15 protein-coding genes and 2 tRNA genes are annotated in these 15,501 nt (G+C 35.0%); 5 read left to right on the top strand and 12 right to left on the bottom strand.

The annotated features are described in order from the left end of the window. Nucleotides 1–17: 17 nt before the first annotated feature. The 7 genes from BW951_RS09810 to BW951_RS09830 form a co-directional block, all read right to left on the bottom strand. Nucleotides 18–224, bottom strand: a complete 207-nt coding sequence (locus tag BW951_RS09810; protein ID WP_076392260.1) for a hypothetical protein — start codon at nucleotides 222–224, stop codon at nucleotides 18–20. Between the two features lie 4 nt (nucleotides 225–228). After that, on the bottom strand, nucleotides 229–867 hold the full coding sequence (locus BW951_RS09815) for a DUF3575 domain-containing protein (RefSeq protein ID WP_076392262.1): 639 nt from the start codon (nucleotides 865–867) through the stop codon (nucleotides 229–231). 1 nt (nucleotide 868) lies between these two features. Then, a complete protein-coding gene (locus tag BW951_RS09820) occupies nucleotides 869–2,044 on the bottom strand; it encodes a thioredoxin family protein (RefSeq protein WP_076392264.1) in 1,176 nt (391 codons plus the stop codon). Between the two features lie 143 nt (nucleotides 2,045–2,187). Continuing rightward, complete coding sequence (locus tag BW951_RS22725) at nucleotides 2,188–2,352, bottom strand: hypothetical protein (RefSeq protein WP_175608805.1); 165 nt, start codon at nucleotides 2,350–2,352, stop codon at nucleotides 2,188–2,190. A 62-nt stretch (nucleotides 2,353–2,414) separates the two neighbouring features. Beyond that, nucleotides 2,415–2,582, bottom strand: coding sequence for a hypothetical protein (locus tag BW951_RS22730; protein WP_175608806.1), 168 nt, complete (start codon nucleotides 2,580–2,582; stop codon nucleotides 2,415–2,417). A 216-nt stretch (nucleotides 2,583–2,798) separates the two neighbouring features. After that, nucleotides 2,799–3,485: a LytR/AlgR family response regulator transcription factor gene (locus BW951_RS09825; RefSeq protein WP_228427534.1), complete on the bottom strand. Its 687-nt coding sequence runs from the start codon at nucleotides 3,483–3,485 to the stop codon at nucleotides 2,799–2,801. 13 nt (nucleotides 3,486–3,498) lie between these two features. Beyond that, the gene (locus BW951_RS09830; protein WP_084196406.1) at nucleotides 3,499–4,548 is read right to left on the bottom strand and encodes a sensor histidine kinase; all 1,050 of its coding nucleotides are present in this window, start codon (nucleotides 4,546–4,548) and stop codon (nucleotides 3,499–3,501) included. 361 nt (nucleotides 4,549–4,909) lie between these two features. Here BW951_RS09830 and BW951_RS09835 point away from each other — a divergent pair, with 361 nt between their 5' ends. Then, complete coding sequence (locus tag BW951_RS09835) at nucleotides 4,910–5,716, top strand: GLPGLI family protein (RefSeq protein ID WP_076392268.1); 807 nt, start codon at nucleotides 4,910–4,912, stop codon at nucleotides 5,714–5,716. 42 nt (nucleotides 5,717–5,758) lie between these two features. Here BW951_RS09835 and BW951_RS09840 read toward each other — a convergent pair. The 4 genes from BW951_RS09840 to BW951_RS09855 all read right to left on the bottom strand — a co-directional run bounded on the left by BW951_RS09840 (nucleotide 5,759) and on the right by BW951_RS09855 (nucleotide 9,223). Continuing rightward, nucleotides 5,759–5,831, bottom strand: a tRNA-Phe gene (locus BW951_RS09840). Between the two features lie 116 nt (nucleotides 5,832–5,947). Beyond that, nucleotides 5,948–6,020, bottom strand: a tRNA-Phe gene (locus BW951_RS09845). A gap of 98 nt (nucleotides 6,021–6,118) precedes the next feature. Beyond that, on the bottom strand, nucleotides 6,119–7,960 hold the full coding sequence (locus tag BW951_RS09850; RefSeq protein WP_076392270.1) for a lysophospholipid acyltransferase family protein: 1,842 nt from the start codon (nucleotides 7,958–7,960) through the stop codon (nucleotides 6,119–6,121). A gap of 24 nt (nucleotides 7,961–7,984) precedes the next feature. Then, the gene (locus tag BW951_RS09855) at nucleotides 7,985–9,223 is read right to left on the bottom strand and encodes an aspartate kinase (protein WP_076392272.1); all 1,239 of its coding nucleotides are present in this window, start codon (nucleotides 9,221–9,223) and stop codon (nucleotides 7,985–7,987) included. 313 nt (nucleotides 9,224–9,536) lie between these two features. On the opposite strand from BW951_RS09855, the gene fbp reads away from it, so the two are divergent. Then, nucleotides 9,537–10,553: a class 1 fructose-bisphosphatase gene (fbp, locus tag BW951_RS09860; protein ID WP_076392274.1), complete on the top strand. Its 1,017-nt coding sequence runs from the start codon at nucleotides 9,537–9,539 to the stop codon at nucleotides 10,551–10,553. Beyond that, nucleotides 10,553–11,557, top strand: coding sequence for an o-succinylbenzoate synthase (locus BW951_RS09865; protein WP_076392276.1), 1,005 nt, complete (start codon nucleotides 10,553–10,555; stop codon nucleotides 11,555–11,557). The genes fbp and BW951_RS09865 overlap by 1 nt, the downstream gene beginning before the upstream one ends. Here the strand turns inward: BW951_RS09865 and BW951_RS22735 are convergent. Next, nucleotides 11,554–11,703: a bacteriocin-like protein gene (locus tag BW951_RS22735; protein WP_157967241.1), complete on the bottom strand. Its 150-nt coding sequence runs from the start codon at nucleotides 11,701–11,703 to the stop codon at nucleotides 11,554–11,556. The two genes, BW951_RS09865 and BW951_RS22735, sit on opposite strands and share 4 nt — an antisense overlap. Nucleotides 11,704–12,374: 671 nt before the next feature. Between BW951_RS22735 and BW951_RS09870 the strand changes: the two genes are divergently transcribed. Together BW951_RS09870 and BW951_RS09875 are read left to right on the top strand one after the other, a co-directional pair. Then, entirely contained in the window at nucleotides 12,375–14,048 is a 1,674-nt protein-coding gene (locus tag BW951_RS09870; protein ID WP_076392278.1) for a glutamine--tRNA ligase/YqeY domain fusion protein, read from the top strand. A 155-nt stretch (nucleotides 14,049–14,203) separates the two neighbouring features. Continuing rightward, nucleotides 14,204–15,436: an MFS transporter gene (locus BW951_RS09875; protein ID WP_076392280.1), complete on the top strand. Its 1,233-nt coding sequence runs from the start codon at nucleotides 14,204–14,206 to the stop codon at nucleotides 15,434–15,436. Nucleotides 15,437–15,501: the final 65 nt, after the last annotated feature.

Here is a 15,501-nt window from a genome sequence, read left to right on the forward strand (position 1 = left end):
TTGACAATTAAAATTTTTTAATCAAAATTCTGCGGCGGAGTTTTGTCGTCTTTTCCTTTATTCATGATCACAAGACCGATTGACAGACCGATAACGCCCGCTGCCGCAATCATTAAAGCTCTTTCCAGTTTATCTGCCTGATCGTTTCCCAGATAATTCATCAGAAAAAGAATCCCAAAAGTGATGATGCAGATAATAATATGGTTTTTACCGAATAGTTTCATTGTTTTATTTTAGTTTATAAGAAATCATGACACCGCCTCTGTAAGGAAGAATTTCCCCGCTTTTGTTAAAGCCTTCCGCTACGTCATAACGAGCTCCCGTCGAGCGTACATAGCCTTTGTAAAAATCCTGAGAAGTTCCGATTCCTGCATAAATATCCATGTTCCAGTTTTCAGCAAGTTTAAACTGATAGCCTCCTGTAATTCCAACTATTATGGAATAACCTTTTTGGTAGACATCAGAATATTGGTAGACATTTCCATTTTTTTCATCAACAAAAGTGCCGTCACTCCAGTAATTCCACTTTTGGGCAATAAAGCGGGAACCTGCAATATTTCCTCCGATATACCAATGTTTAAAAGCTTCATCAAAATAATATCTTCCTTCCAGCGAAACGGAGTAATACTGCAATTCGTGTCCGGCAAAAGATTTCCAAGGAGAAATTAAAACATCACCCTGTACCGTGAATTTTTTATTTAACTGATGCTCTAATCCTACATTTATAACTCCTACAGGTATTAGCAAAGCATTTCCTTTAAGGTATACACTTTTTTCAGAAGTCTGTTGTGGTTCCTGTTCCTGTGCATTGAGTGTTCCTAAAAAAAACACGGTTAAAATTCCTGCAATCAATCTTATTTTAAGCATTTTATTTTATTTGTTTTAGTAGCTCATCGGCTAAAGTAGAATCTTTCTGAGCCTGTGTTGCCATATTTTTAGACATTTCTGCGTATGTTTTTGCCATTTCTTTATTTCCGGTTAGAAAATAAAGTTTCGCAAGAATATATGTGTTTTCGGAACTTTCGCCTCTCATCACAGATTTTTCAGCCCACTCCGCCGCTTTTTTCAGGGATGATGGGGTTTTTACGTGTTCCGCAAATACCCATGCTGCTTTTAATAATTCATTAGGTTCAAACGCTTCTGAATTTCTGTAATAGGCTAAAGCTGCTTTCTCGTATTCCGGAAAATTCGAATTTTGCTCATAATAGCCAAGTTTCATCTGGTTGAGTTTCACTTCTGCATCGTGCTTTCCTACAAGAGGTTCTGCATTTTTCATGAAGTAATCATCATTGATTTTTTTATTCTGCTGATCGATAGACTGCTCCACAATTTTGCCAAGCTTGATCTGATTGTCAAATTCTTTATACGTTTCTTCCGGTAAAAATTTGATGATTTCAGCTTTTCGGTCTGTAAAAACTTTGTAATTTTTGTCTTCAGTAGATTTTAAGAAAAACAGCAGCAGTCCAACGTCGTCTTTTGAGAATTCTTCAGTAGCTTTTTTATTTTCAAAATATCTTTCAGATGCCTGTTTGGCAAAATTAAAATCCGAAGAAGAATTGAGTTTCATAATATTGATCAGAAAATCGGGATCTTTTTCACCCTTCGCAAAACGTTCTTTCAGCGAACCTTTTTTGTTGTTAGGAGAATTTACATCCTGCGCCATCGTCAGAAACATACTTCCTTCCATATATCCGAAATTCTGGGAAACAAGCTCTCCGTTGCCATTCAGAAAAAGATAAGTAGGATAGGAGCGTACTCCGTATTTTACCGCAATATCTCTTCCTTCACCTTTTTCCATATCAAATCTTGCGTTCACAAAATTTGCATTGAAATAATCTCCGACCGATTTCTGTGTAAAAACATTTCTTTCCATCATTTTGCAGGGACCGCACCATGAAGCATAGGCATCCAGAAAGACAATCTTTTTTTCTTTTTTTGCCTTTGCAATAAGGTCTTTAAAAGGCAGTTCTTCAAATTTAATGGCTTCCTGAGCAAATGCCGTAATGGCGGAAAATAACAATAAACCGGAGATAATCTTCTTCATTTCCAATTAGAATTTGTTGGCGAATATAGTATATTTTGGCTGTATATCGATAAAATTGTATGCTAATTATATTATAAAAAAAGAGATTGCTGTATTCCAACAATCTCTAATTTTATTCATCCTTTATCTAACTTATAGTTGGATTATGGACATTGTCTCTCCCATGTAGACCATACAACACATACTTTTACATTTTTTATTGTTTCATATTCGCAACACCAGCGTGGAAAACTAGAAACCGCACCAACAGTCGCTTTTAATTCATTTCTGTTAAGAATTTTTCCGTTTTTTAATTTTTGATTTTTCATAATAAGTTAATTTTTAAGATTGTTATTGTTTAGAAATTTTGGTTAATAAAGATGTCTTACTTTTAATCACAAATGTAATAGGCTTCACATCCTGAAAAAGGATCATAAGGTGGGTTTTCTCCTTTATAACAGCATTTGTCATAGTCTTTTGTAGCTCCGCCATGGATTTTTTTCAGTTCTTTCACTTTCAAAGGGCGCAGATTTTTAAGGTTTTTAATTGCTTTCTTCATAATAATTTTTAAGATTTTAGTTATTAATATTTTAAGTCGCTTTAGTTTTTTCTATGTTGAATAATCTGATATCAATATTACAGATCCCCAAACAGATTTTACATTTTATTCTACAAAAAGCAGCTTACTGTATATCAATAACATTTTGGAAAAACGAAAGAACGGAGGGAAGATGTTTTTGCGATTTCTAAACCCCAGAAATGATAGAATAAAGGATTATTTATCGGGGATAAATGATTTGTAAGTTCTTTCAATGGGTAATTTTTTCCCATTGACCACAATTTCATTGGCGCAGATGACTTCAATTTTTGACCTTGAAACAATATAGGATTTATGAATTCGGATGAAATTATTTCTGTCCAGGCTTTCCTCAAATTTACTGATGGGTATTTTTACAGTATAGATTTCCTGTTTTGTATGGATCTTTATGTATTCTCGGATACTTTCAACATAGAAGATATCCTGCAGTACAATTTTTATTTTTCTCTTTGCGATATTGATAAAAATAAAATCCCTGTTTTCCATTTCCAGAATGGCTTTTTCTGCATTCATCAGATGTTTAAATTTTCCTAGTGCATCCAGAAATCTGCTGTAGGAAATGGGTTTTAAAAGATAATCTACAATATTCAGTTCATATCCTTCCAAAGCATATTCATGAAAAGCGGTTGTGACAATAACAAGAGGAGGATTCTTGATTTTTTTTAAAAATTCAAATCCTTTGAGTACCGGAAGATGTAAATCTAAGAATATAAGATCTATTTTATGGGTGTTAAGCAGACTGTTGGCATAGATGGCATCCGAACATTTTCCTACCACATGAAATTCTTTGTTTTGAGAAATGAAATGCTCCATGATTTCCATAGCAATGGGCTCATCTTCTATAATCAGACAATTATATTTCACTTCAGGAATCATTTTAATCAAATAATAATAATATTTTCAAACTAACCGAATACAGGTTGTTGCAGTCATTAATTTCCAGACTATGTTTTGGATATAACAAATCCAGTTGTCTTTTAATATTTTTTAAACCAATTTTTGTACTTTCTTTTTCAGGATGTTCTTCTTTAGAGTTTTCAATACTATAAATCAGAACTTTATTTTTAAGTTCAAGATTAATGGTGATAAAAGAGTTGAATCTGCTTTCCGAAGCACCGTGTTTAAAGGCATTTTCAACAAATTGCAGAAGAATTAAAGGGGAAATTTCCTGTAATTCATCATCAACGGAAAGGTTAAACTCTACTTTAACCTGTTTGTGCCTTATTTTCTGTATATCTATAAAGTCCTGAATGTTCTCTAATTCCTGCTGAAGATATACTTTGTTTTTAGCAGAATCAAAAATGTTGTAACGCATTATTTTAGCCAGTTTCAAAATAATTGTTGGAGTTTCGTCTGATTTTTTCAGAGAGAGTCCGTAAATATTATTAAGCGTATTGAAAAGAAAATGCGGATTTATTTGTGTTTTAAGCAGCTTTAGTTCGGTATCCGTTTTTTCTTTTGAAATTTCCATCAGTCTTTTTTGCGTTTCATTTTGCTGAATAAATTTTTCAAAGCCCAACATGATGGCGATGGCAAAAACAATATTCATGGCTGCAACAAAGATTCCGCCTAATGAAAATCTTGCGATGTCTTCCGGAACAGAATAATAGTAAGGAAATATGAGATCATGGGATATTATCCTAAAAACAACTACTGAAAATGTTACAATTATAATTACAGCAAAAATCCAGAATGCTTTATTTCTGAGAATTTGTATTTTACCGTCTATAATTGTCAAAACTAAATATGCTGCCGGTATTTCTGCAAAAAGAAAAGTGAATTCTGAGATTACAGACAGATAGAGTGTTTTTTGCCATGAAAATTGTTTAAAACTTTCATGTATATACACGAATGATGCATTAATCTCAAAGAGATAATAGGCAAGCCAAAAGAAGATATGATATTTGTTTTTCTGAGTCAGTTTCAAGATTCTAAATTATTTTAAAATAAAAACAGATAAAATTCAAGTTTTTCTTTTAAAAATAATAATAAAATCTACGAAGTGCTTATTTAAATCTACAAACGAAAAAGAATTTTTTAATTGAAAAGAAAAAACGGATCAATGACAAAAGCTGGAGAGAAAGATAAAAGACATAATTTTGTTGAAATAATCTATTATGAAAATCTTAAAGATATTCTGGAAATGGAGGGGGTGCAGACTGCACAGATATGTATCGTTCTGACAGTGAGTGGAAGATCAAACGATAGTCAATGTTTAAGATGTGTGACAATTTAATTATTTACTAAAATGACATGAGACACATCTTTCAGGTGTAGCTCTTTTTATTATGAAAAAAGTTAATTTTATTTTTTTAATATGCTTTATAGGATTCTATTCTGCACAAAAAACATCATTTGTTTATGAGTTGAAATATCGCTTTGGATCCCATAATGATAGTCTTGCTTCTATTAATATGATTTTGGATTTTAATGATAACATATCCGTATTTAGAACCGAAAAAGAGAAAAGATCTGATTCATTATTAAACGTATCAAGATTCGGAATAGGAGCTGATCAAAATATTGAAAGGCAGATATACGTAACAAAAGATTTAAAGAATAAAGATGTTAAAAGAAACTATCGGACACGGTTTAATGATTATTACGATGTAAAAATAGAAAATAAAATAATCTGGAAAATAGAATCCGACAGGGATAAGATAGGAGGATTTGATGTTCAGAAAGCTGTAACAGATTATGGAGGAAGAAAATGGATTGTATGGTTCACGACTGAAATTCCGATTACGGATGGTCCCTACATTTTTAACGGACTTCCGGGACTTATTGTAAGAGCAACTGATAGTGATAGGGATTACGACTTTATACTTGTCGCTATCAAAAATACTTCTGGGAATTTATTTCTACGAAAAAAAGGTTTGGATATGGATTTTTCTCATTTCAAAAAATTAATGATGCAATATTACAATGATCCTTATGCTGACCTTAAATTAAGAAATATGTTACCTGTTTATACCAGTGACGGACATGGTGGAAAAAAGGCACTAGACTTGAATGAATTGACAAAAAAAACACAAAAAATGATTCGTGAGCAAAATAATCCTATTGAGATAGATTATAAAAATGACTACAAATAAGTATAAACAAAAAAAAGTCATCCCAAATGAGATGACTTTAAGTGGTTTCTCCAGGAATCGAACCAGGGACACATGGATTTTCAATCCATTGCTCTACCAACTGAGCTAAGAAACCATTTAATTTTTGCTTCTTTTTTGAAGTGGTGCAAAAGTAATAATAATTATTAACCTTGGCAAATTTTATCTAAAACTTTGAAAATAAAACCACCTTTTTACAGGTGGTTTTTTAAGTGGTTTCTCCAGGAATCGAACCAGGGACACATGGATTTTCAATCCATTGCTCTACCAACTGAGCTAAGAAACCATTCTTGTTACTTCGTTGTTTTAAAGTGATGCAAAAGTAGTAAGTTTTAGTATATGAAGCAAGTATTAACAAGACTTTTTTTAACAAAACTTAAAAACCTACTGATTTTCAACCGAATTATTTTCCTGTTCGCGTCTTATCTGTTCGCTCATTTCCTCTAATACAGGCTTAATCGTGCTTTCCGGAAGATCACTTATTCGGATATACATCAGTCCATCGATGGCATCATTGAAGTTGGGATCTACGTTAAAAGCGATAACTTTCGCGTTCTGTTTAATGTATTTTTTAATTAAAACAGGCAGTCTCAGCTCCGGTTCCAGATCATCGATGATTTTATCCAGCTTATTAAGATCAGATTCCATTTCTTCAAAAAACAGATGCTTGTCCCTGTCGCGAAGCTTTACTTTGTATTCGTTTCTTGGAGTAATATACTGTGCTACTGCAGAATCATAATAATTCGAACGCATAAACTCGATCATCAGAGATTTTGAAAACTCTGAAAACTTATTGGAAATACTTACGCCGCCCATTAAAAATTTATGATCCGGATTTCGTAAGCAGACATGCACAATTCCTCTCCATAAAAGGAAAAGCGGAAGCGGCTTCTGCTGGTATTCCTGACAGATGTATGCACGACCCATTTCAATCACTTTTTTGAAAAAAGGATGAATGTCCTGCTCGAATTCAAATAAAGAACTTGTGTAAAAACCTTTGATGCCGGATTTCTTCATCACTTCTTTACCCAAAGCCATTCTGTAAGCTCCTACAAGTTTTTCAGCGGCACTGTCCCAAAGAAAAAGATGATGATAATGTTTGTCGTATTCATCAAGGTCGAACGGCAGATTACTTCCTTCCCCCACTGCACGGAAGGTAAGCTCACGCTGTCTCCCGATTTCCCGCATAATAGAAGGGATTTCTTCGTAAGTGGTAAAATAAACTTCGTAATTTCCGTTGCTGAAAAACATTTTATCCGTGCCTTTCAGTTTATTAATGTCTTTTAAAATATCTTCTTTCGGAGTTTCGTCGATGATATTCTGAACGATATTTTCTTCTCTTAGTAAAGGGAATTTTACCGAAAGATTTTTAAGATTGATACTTTGCGCCAAAGATTTTCTCTTTTCGTAGTAAGATTTCATCATATAAACCTTACGTTTCAGAAATTCTCCCAGTTCCTCGATGTTTTCCATATCGTCCATCGCCTTAACGGTAATAGGTTTTCCGATTCTTATTCTGATCGGTTTTTCCCTGTCGTTCATCATTTCTGCCGGAAGCATCAAGGTCTGCAAATTAGGATGAATTTTCGCCACCTGATAAAAGATCCTGCTGTTTTTTGCATGAAAATACATAGGAACGACCGGCACTTTTGCCATTCTGATGAGCTTTAATGCCGGTTTTTCCCATTCTTTATCCAGAATTTCACCGTAAGGATTGTTCTTATTGGAAACTTCTCCTGCAGGGAAAATTCCTACACAGCCTCCATTTTGCAGGTGCTTTAACGTTTCCCGCATTCCTGAAGAGCTGCTATATGCTTCTTTTCTGCCTTCAAAAGGGTTTACCGCAATTACGTACGGCTCCATCGGCTTGATCTTTTCCAGAAGGAAATTTCCCATCACCTTAAAATCCGGACGTACTTCTGACAGAACTTTGCACATTAAAATTCCGTCAATCGCGCCAAGCGGATGATTGGATACCAGAATAAACGGTCCTGTTTTCGGAATTTTTGCCAGATCTTCTTCAAAAGCGATATAGCTTAAGTTGCGCTCTCTTACAAATGAGTCGAAAAAGTCTTTGCCTTCCTTGTCTTTTAGTTTGTCGTATAATTTATTTACTTCGTTTATTTTAGCAATGCTCATCACAGCAGATGCTACAGGATTCTTTAAAAATCCTATTTTACTTAAGCCGGAAGCCTTTATCAGATCGTTTTTCGAAATTAAACTCATATTGTGTTTAGTCGCAATTAGTTTTTATTGTGTTACCATTTGAAGCGTATTTTTCGCAATCTGCTCCAATAATACACTTTTTTCCTGGTAAAATTTATCTATGTTCTCTATTTTCGCATTTCTTACGGTAAATAAAGATACATTTTTTATAACTTCTGTTTTAAATACTTTTTGAAGTTCTTCATTTAATTCATCTACGGTATTGAATTTATCTTCAAGACATAAAGCCAATGAAATTGCAGAATTCTGCATCAGGGATACCTTAATTTTGTACTTGGATAAATATCCGAAAATAAGACTCATATGGTCTTCTGCGATAAATGAAAAGTCTCTTGTGGAGATTTTCAGCAAAGTCTGGTTTTCCTTTAAAATATAAGATTCTTCGCTTTGGTTTTTTTCCGAAGCACCTACTTTTGTTCCTTCCTTTGTAGGATCTACAAAAGATTTTACGTAAAAAGGAATGTTTTTCTGCTGTAGCGGCTGTAATGTTTTCGGGTGAATTACACTTGCTCCGTAATACGCCATTTCAATTGCCTCTTCATAAGAAATATTAGAAAGCAACGTTACATCTTTGAATTTTCTCGGATCTCCCGTCATTACGCCCGGAACGTCTTTCCAGATTGTCATAGCCTCTGCATTTAAGCAATACGCAAAAATCGCGGCAGAATAATCAGAGCCTTCTCTTCCTAATGTTACTGTAAAATTGTTATTATCCGAACCGATGAATCCCTGAGTAACGTAGCAGATTTCTTTATTTAAATTGGAAATAAATTCTTCCGTCTTTGCCCAGTCTACCACACCTTCTCTGTAAGAATTGTCTGTCTTTACATAATCTCTTGCATCTAGCCACTGATTGGTAAACTGAATTTCATTCAAATATTCGCTCACAATTTTCGTAGAAATCATTTCTCCGCAGCTTACCACCTGATCGTAAACAAAATCGTAGTTCGGAGATTTGTTTCTTCTTAAAAAAGAATCAATATCATCAAAAAATAAATTGATTTCCGCAAACACCGCATGATTTTCGGGAAATAATCCTTCCGCGATCTCAATGTGTTTTCGTTTTATCTTTTCAATTTCAGTTTGATAGTTATCCTTCTTGAAATAAAGTTCTACAACCTTTTCCAACTCATTTGTCGTTTTGCCCATCGCAGAAATTACCAGCAGACATTTGGCAAATCCCTGGCTTTTTAAAACCATGGCTACATTTTTTACACTTTCGGCATCCTTTACCGATGCTCCACCAAACTTGAAAATTTTCATTAAATTGTTAATAATAAAATTGTTAGATAAAATTTGTGGGAATATTTTACGGGTGACAAAATTATACATTTACAACGAGATATGAAAGAGTAGAATATCGCTGCAGGCTTAAGATTTTATTAAAATTATCAATTAGGAGAAATTATTCCGATTGCTTCAATAAAACGGGAGGCGTATTTTAGGATAAAGATTTTTTAAGATCAATGTGTTTGATTGTATTTAATTGATAGACAGCAACTAAGGTCTTTTATTAATTATTCTTTTAAATTGTAATAAATTTTACGAAATTTGGAGAAAACGTAAAAAGCAAAATATGTCAGAGCAACCATTACAGACTTTAGGAGAATTTCTTATTGATAGACAGGATGATTTTCAGTATTCCACGGGAGAGTTTTCCCGTCTCTTGAGTGCAATAAGACTTGCTTCAAAAGTAGTAAACAGAGAAGTAAATAAAGCAGGAATTGTAGACATCGCAGGCGCTGCAGGAAACCAGAATGTACAGGGAGAAGAGCAGCAGAAGCTTGATGTAATTGCCAATGAAATTTTTATTACCGCTTTGTCTCAGAGAGAGGTTGTCTGTGGAATCGCTTCCGAAGAAAACGACGATTTCATCGATATTAAATGTGGCGAAAACGGACATTTAAGCAAATATGTGGTGCTGATTGATCCTCTTGACGGTTCTTCAAATATTGATGTAAATGTTTCGGTAGGAACTATTTTCTCAATCTACAGAAGAGTTACGGAGCCCGGAACTCCGGTTCAGTTGGAAGACTTTTTACAGAAAGGAGTTAACCAGATCGCGGCAGGATATGTTATCTATGGATCTTCCACAATGATCGTGTATACAACAGGAAACGGAGTGAACGGATTTACATTAGATCCTTCTCTGGGAACCTATTATCTGTCTCATCCGAATATGACTTTCCCAAAAACAGGGAAAATTTATTCCATTAACGAAGGAAACTATATCAAATTTCCTCAGGGCGTAAAAAATTATCTTAAATATTGCCAGATGGAAGAAGGAGACAGACCGTATACTTCAAGATATATCGGTTCGTTGGTAGCAGATTTTCACAGAAATATGCTGAAAGGCGGAATTTATATCTATCCTTCATATTCACAGGCTCCGAACGGAAAACTGAGATTGCTGTACGAGTGTAATCCGATGGCTTTCCTTGCAGAACAGGCAGGAGGAAAAGCAACAGACGGCTTCAGAAGAATCCTTGAAATTGAACCGACAGAACTGCATCAGAGAATTCCGTTTTTCTGCGGAAGTATCGATATGGTGGAGAAAGCGGAAGAATTTATGCGAATAGACAGTGTAAAATAATGAAAGCAGAATATTCAAGATATTTATTAGAATTCAAACGCCCGAGTGGAACATCTCGCGGCGTTTTGCTTGAAAAAGAGACCTTTATTCTCGAAATTTCAGAAAATGGAAAAAAAGGAATAGGGGAGTGCGCGATTTTCAGAGGATTAAGTTTTGACGACAGACCGGATTATGAAGGTAAATTAAAATGGCTTTGTGAAAATATTCAGCAGGAAACTGAGTTTTTAAAAGAAGAACTGAAAGAATTTCCTTCCATTTGGTTTGGTTATGAACAGGCTGTTCTGAATTTAAAAAATGGTGAAAACCTGTATTTCCCAAGTGATTTTACAGAAGGAAAGACTCCGATCGTCATTAATGGTCTGATCTGGATGGGCGATATTAATTATATGGAAGAGCAGATTCAGGATAAGCTGGAAAAAGGTTTTCACTGCATCAAGCTGAAAATAGGAGTCGACTGGAAATCCGAGCATGAGATTCTTCAGAAACTGAGACAGAAGTTCTCAAAAGACAGGCTTGAGCTTCGCGTGGATGCGAACGGAGGTTTTAATAAAGAAGAAGCAAAAGTCGTTTTGCAGCAATTAGCCGATTTACACATTCATTCCATCGAGCAGCCTATAAAAGCAGGAAACTGGAACGATATGGCAGAATTATGTCTTGAAACGCCTACTCCGATTGCTTTGGATGAAGAGCTGATCGGGATTACAGATTTTAATGAAAAAAGAAAATTACTAGAAACCGTAAATCCTCAGTATATCATTTTAAAACCCGCTTTGGTAGGAGGTTTCTCAGGTTCTGATGAATGGATTTCTCTGGCTGAAGAACGCAATGTCGGATGGTGGATTACATCTGCTCTGGAAAGCAATATTGGTCTGAATGCGATTGCTCAGTATACTTTCACAAAAAAAAGCCCGATGCCGCAAGGATTGGGAACCGGAGCTTTATTTGTTAATAATTTCGATTCAAATCTGGATCTGAAAGGAGAATTACTGTGGTTTAAAAATTAGATTTCACAAACAGGATTGTTGTAATGTTCTTCATCCCATGTTCTGCAGCATCTTAATTTAGGATTCCAGTTAAGACAACCGATGGGAACAATACCTCCTTTGATTGTTTTTAAATCACTCTTCTTAAGTTTTTTTAGATTTTTCATAGAAACATTTTTTTTTGGTTTTGTAATGTAAATATGAATTTCTTTTTTGGGATATCCTACAACTTTAACTTACATTAACACACATTAAAGTGAATTAATATAAGTGAAAAAAGAATATAAAAGATTTGCAAAGTCCGGATGAACTCTGTGTGTTTCTGTGAAAATTGTTTTGAGATTTTTAATTTGTAGTTTTCAGTCGTATAATCTTGGTGTTTATAATATTAATAAATAGCGATTAAATGATATCTTTTACAAAAATCGCTTTCTTAATATATTCTAAAATGAAAGAAAACTTACTTTTAACCTTTTTCATAATATAAAATGTTAATATTTTTGTGGTAATAAATTTACAATCTTTATGCCAAAAGTCAATGCATATTTTTTATTTTTTTAACATTTTTCTTAAATTAACTATAAATTGTTGTCTAATAGGTGTTTGTAAATTTTTTCTCTACTTTTTTAATTTCATGCAGGTATAATTTTCTTTTAATTGGTTAATTTATAGAGAGTTTTAATGTTATTTCAATCCTGATATTTACATCTGCTGATAAAAAGCACCTGAAAGAATTATTAATTGATAATTACTCTTTTGCATTATTATTTCCATAAACCCTCAAAATTTCATAAATTTGCAAATTGTCGTGTTATACGGCATTTAAAAGCGAATTTTAATGGAAGAAGAAAAAAAATCACTCAATTTTATTGAGCAAATTATCGAAGATGATTTGGCAAACGGTCTGGGAAAAGATCAGCTCCGTTTCCGTTTTCCGCCTGAACCAAACGGTTATCTGCATGTAGGTCACACAAAAGCGATCTGCATCAACTTCGGTTTGGGTGAAAAATACAATGCTCCCGTAAACCTTCGTTTCGACGATACGAACCCTGAAAAAGAAGAACAGGAATTTGTAGATTCTATTATGAAAGACGTTGAATGGCTAGGTTTCAAATGGGATAAAGTTTTGTACGCCTCCGATTACTTCCAGCAGCTTTACGATTGGGCAGTTCAGTTAATAAAAGAAGGAAAGGCTTACGTAGATGAGCAGCCTTCTGAAGTGATTACCGAACAGAGAAAAAATCCTGCAGAGCCGGGTGTGGAATCTCCATACAGAAACCGCCCTGTTGAAGAATCTCTGGATTTATTCGAAAGGATGAAAAACGGCGAATTCGAAAGTGGTTCTATGTCTCTTCGTGCAAAAATCGACATGACTTCTCCGAATATGAACATGCGTGATCCTGTGATGTACAGAATTCTGAACAAACCTCACCACAGGACAGGAACCGATTGGAAAATTTATCCGATGTACGACTGGGCGCATGGTGAATCCGATTATATTGAACAAATTTCTCACTCGCTGTGTTCTTTAGAGTTTGAAAACCACAGACCTTTGTACAACTGGTACTTAGATCAGGTGTACGAAGAAGGAAAAGTGAAAAACAAGCAGAGAGAATTTGCGAGAATGAACGTTTCTTACATGATTACTTCCAAAAGAAAACTACAGAGGCTGATTGCCGAAAATGTAGTAAACGGTTGGGATGATCCGAGAATGCCTACCATTTCCGGAATGAGAAGAAAAGGTTTTACCCCTGCTTCCATCAGAAATTTTATTGAAAAAGTAGGTGTTGCCAAAAGAGAAAATCTTATTGAGCTTCAGTTACTGGAATTCTGCGTTCGCGAAGACCTGAATAAAGTCGCAAAACGTGTAATGACGGTTGTGGATCCTGTCAAATTAGTCATTGAAAACTATCCGGAAGGAAAAGAAGAATGGCTGGAAACAGAAAACAATCCTGAACAGGAAAATGCAGGAACAAGAGAAATTCCGTTTTCCAGAGAATTATATATTGAGCGTGAAGACTTTAAGGAAGAAGCAAACAACAAATTCTTCAGACTAAAGTTAGGCGGAGAAGTTCGTCTGAAATCTGCTTACATCATTAAAGGTGAAAGAGTAGAGAAGGATGAAAACGGAAACATTACGACCATTTACGCAACCTACGACGAAAAATCCAAGTCAGGAAGCGGAACAGAAGAAAGCTTAAGAAAAGTAAAAGGAACCATTCATTGGGTGTCTGCGAAACACGCAATTCCTGTGGAAGTAAGAAATTACGACAAATTATTCACTGTGGAACAGCCAGATGCAGAGAAAGATGTCGATTTCCTAAACTTTATCAATCCGGATTCTGTAACTACCATTCAGGGATTTGCTGAACCAAGCTTAAAAGATGTGGCAGTTGGAGAACCTCTTCAATTCCAGAGAATTGGCTATTTCACGAAAGATCAGGATTCTACGGATACAAACTTTGTATTCAACAGAACTGTGACGTTAAAAGACTCTTATAAGCCGGAGTAAAAATTTATTATGCATATAAATAAAACAGGGCTTAATTTTTAAGCCCTGTTTTTTGTTTTTAACCCTAACGAAACAAAAACGATAACCAAAAAATAAGGTTATCCGTGAAAAGCATTTGTGTCATTCGTGTTTAAAAACAGTAATTAAAATTAAAAATTGTGAAACTTATACACTTATATACCAACTCATTCAAAGGGCTTTCCAAAGAAAGCTGGATGCTTGCTTTGGTCATGCTCATCAATCGGGCAGGTTCCATGGTACTTCCTTTTCTGGGAGTTTACATGACCGATCATCTGAAATTCAGTATCGAAAATACAGGAATTGTACTCAGCTTTTTCGGAATCGGTTCGGTAATTGGTTCTTGGCTGGGCGGATTTATTACAGACAGAATCGGAGAATACAGAGTTCAGTATCTCAGCTTATTGCTCAGTGTGCCTTTATTTTGTATGATTCCTCTATTTAAGACAGAAATAGGAGTGGCGACCATTATTTTGCTGCAAAGCATTGTAAGCGATTCCTTCCGTCCAGCAAATTCGGTTGCCATTACAAAATATGCGAAACCCGAAAACATAACCAGAGCATTTTCCTTAAACCGGATGGCAATTAATTTAGGCTTTTCCATCGGTCCTGCTTTGGGCGGTATTTTATCGGCAATTTCCTACGAATTTTTATTTTTCAGCAATGCTTTTACAGCTTTGGTGGCGGGAATTTTATATATCGTCTTTTTCAGAAAACGAAACATTCTGGCAAAATTAAAAGCCCGAAAAGTACAGGAAGCCATAGAAATTAAAAAAGAAAATTCCCCTTACCGCGATGGTAAATTTCTGGTTTACTGTTTCTTCTGTATGCTTTTTTCAATCTGCTTCTTCCAGTTGTTCAGTACGCTGACTATTTTTTACAAAGACACGGCGCATCTAAGTCAGCAAAGTATAGGATATATTTTGGGATACAGCGGCTTTTTAGTCGTTTTACTCGAAATGGGATTGGTACAGGTTGCCGAAAAATATTTCAGCCTTTCCGTAACCATGCTTTTGGGAACCTTCATCTGCGGATTTGCTTATGCCATGCTTGGTTTCGATCACAGTATCCTGACTTTAGTGATATCCATGAGCCTTCTCTGCGTAGGAGAAATCTGGGCTTTGCCGTTTATGTCAACCATCACAGCATTACGCTCCGGAAAAAACAACAAAGGAGCTTACATGGGCTTGAACGGAATTTCATTCTCCATCGCTTTTATCGTAACGCCTACTTTAGGAACATTTATTGCCGAAAGGTTCGGATTTACCATATTATGGATCGGAACCGGAGTTTTAGCCACAATCATTGCCATTGCATTTTATTACATTGTTCCCTGGATGATTGGTGACAGAAAACACGTAGAATCTTAAATATTTTGGGCGTGTCCCTCATTCCAGAGCTAAGCCTCATAGGTTTTTAAAACCTATGAGGTTTC

Origin of the sequence: Chryseobacterium gambrini (genome assembly GCF_900156825.1) — a bacterium.
In the GTDB taxonomy this organism is placed as follows: domain Bacteria; phylum Bacteroidota; class Bacteroidia; order Flavobacteriales; family Weeksellaceae; genus Chryseobacterium; species Chryseobacterium gambrini.

What these genes read in the sequence shown, in the direction of transcription:
- BW951_RS22735 (WP_157967241.1), bottom strand. Translation starts at nt 11,703, where the DNA reads ATGAAAAATCTAAAAAAACTTAAGAAGAGTGATTTAAAAACAATCAAA.
- BW951_RS09865 (WP_076392276.1), top strand. Translation starts at nt 10,553, where the DNA reads ATGAAAGCAGAATATTCAAGATATTTATTAGAATTCAAACGCCCGAGT.
- BW951_RS09855 (WP_076392272.1), bottom strand. Translation starts at nt 9,223, where the DNA reads ATGAAAATTTTCAAGTTTGGTGGAGCATCGGTAAAGGATGCCGAAAGT.
- BW951_RS09870 (WP_076392278.1), top strand. Translation starts at nt 12,375, where the DNA reads ATGGAAGAAGAAAAAAAATCACTCAATTTTATTGAGCAAATTATCGAA.
- BW951_RS09810 (WP_076392260.1), bottom strand. Translation starts at nt 224, where the DNA reads ATGAAACTATTCGGTAAAAACCATATTATTATCTGCATCATCACTTTT.
- BW951_RS22725 (WP_175608805.1), bottom strand. Translation starts at nt 2,352, where the DNA reads ATGAAAAATCAAAAATTAAAAAACGGAAAAATTCTTAACAGAAATGAA.
- BW951_RS09820 (WP_076392264.1), bottom strand. Translation starts at nt 2,044, where the DNA reads ATGAAGAAGATTATCTCCGGTTTATTGTTATTTTCCGCCATTACGGCA.
- BW951_RS22730 (WP_175608806.1), bottom strand. Translation starts at nt 2,582, where the DNA reads ATGAAGAAAGCAATTAAAAACCTTAAAAATCTGCGCCCTTTGAAAGTG.
- BW951_RS09850 (WP_076392270.1), bottom strand. Translation starts at nt 7,960, where the DNA reads ATGAGTTTAATTTCGAAAAACGATCTGATAAAGGCTTCCGGCTTAAGT.
- BW951_RS09835 (WP_076392268.1), top strand. Translation starts at nt 4,910, where the DNA reads ATGAAAAAAGTTAATTTTATTTTTTTAATATGCTTTATAGGATTCTAT.
- fbp (WP_076392274.1), top strand. Translation starts at nt 9,537, where the DNA reads ATGTCAGAGCAACCATTACAGACTTTAGGAGAATTTCTTATTGATAGA.
- BW951_RS09815 (WP_076392262.1), bottom strand. Translation starts at nt 867, where the DNA reads ATGCTTAAAATAAGATTGATTGCAGGAATTTTAACCGTGTTTTTTTTA.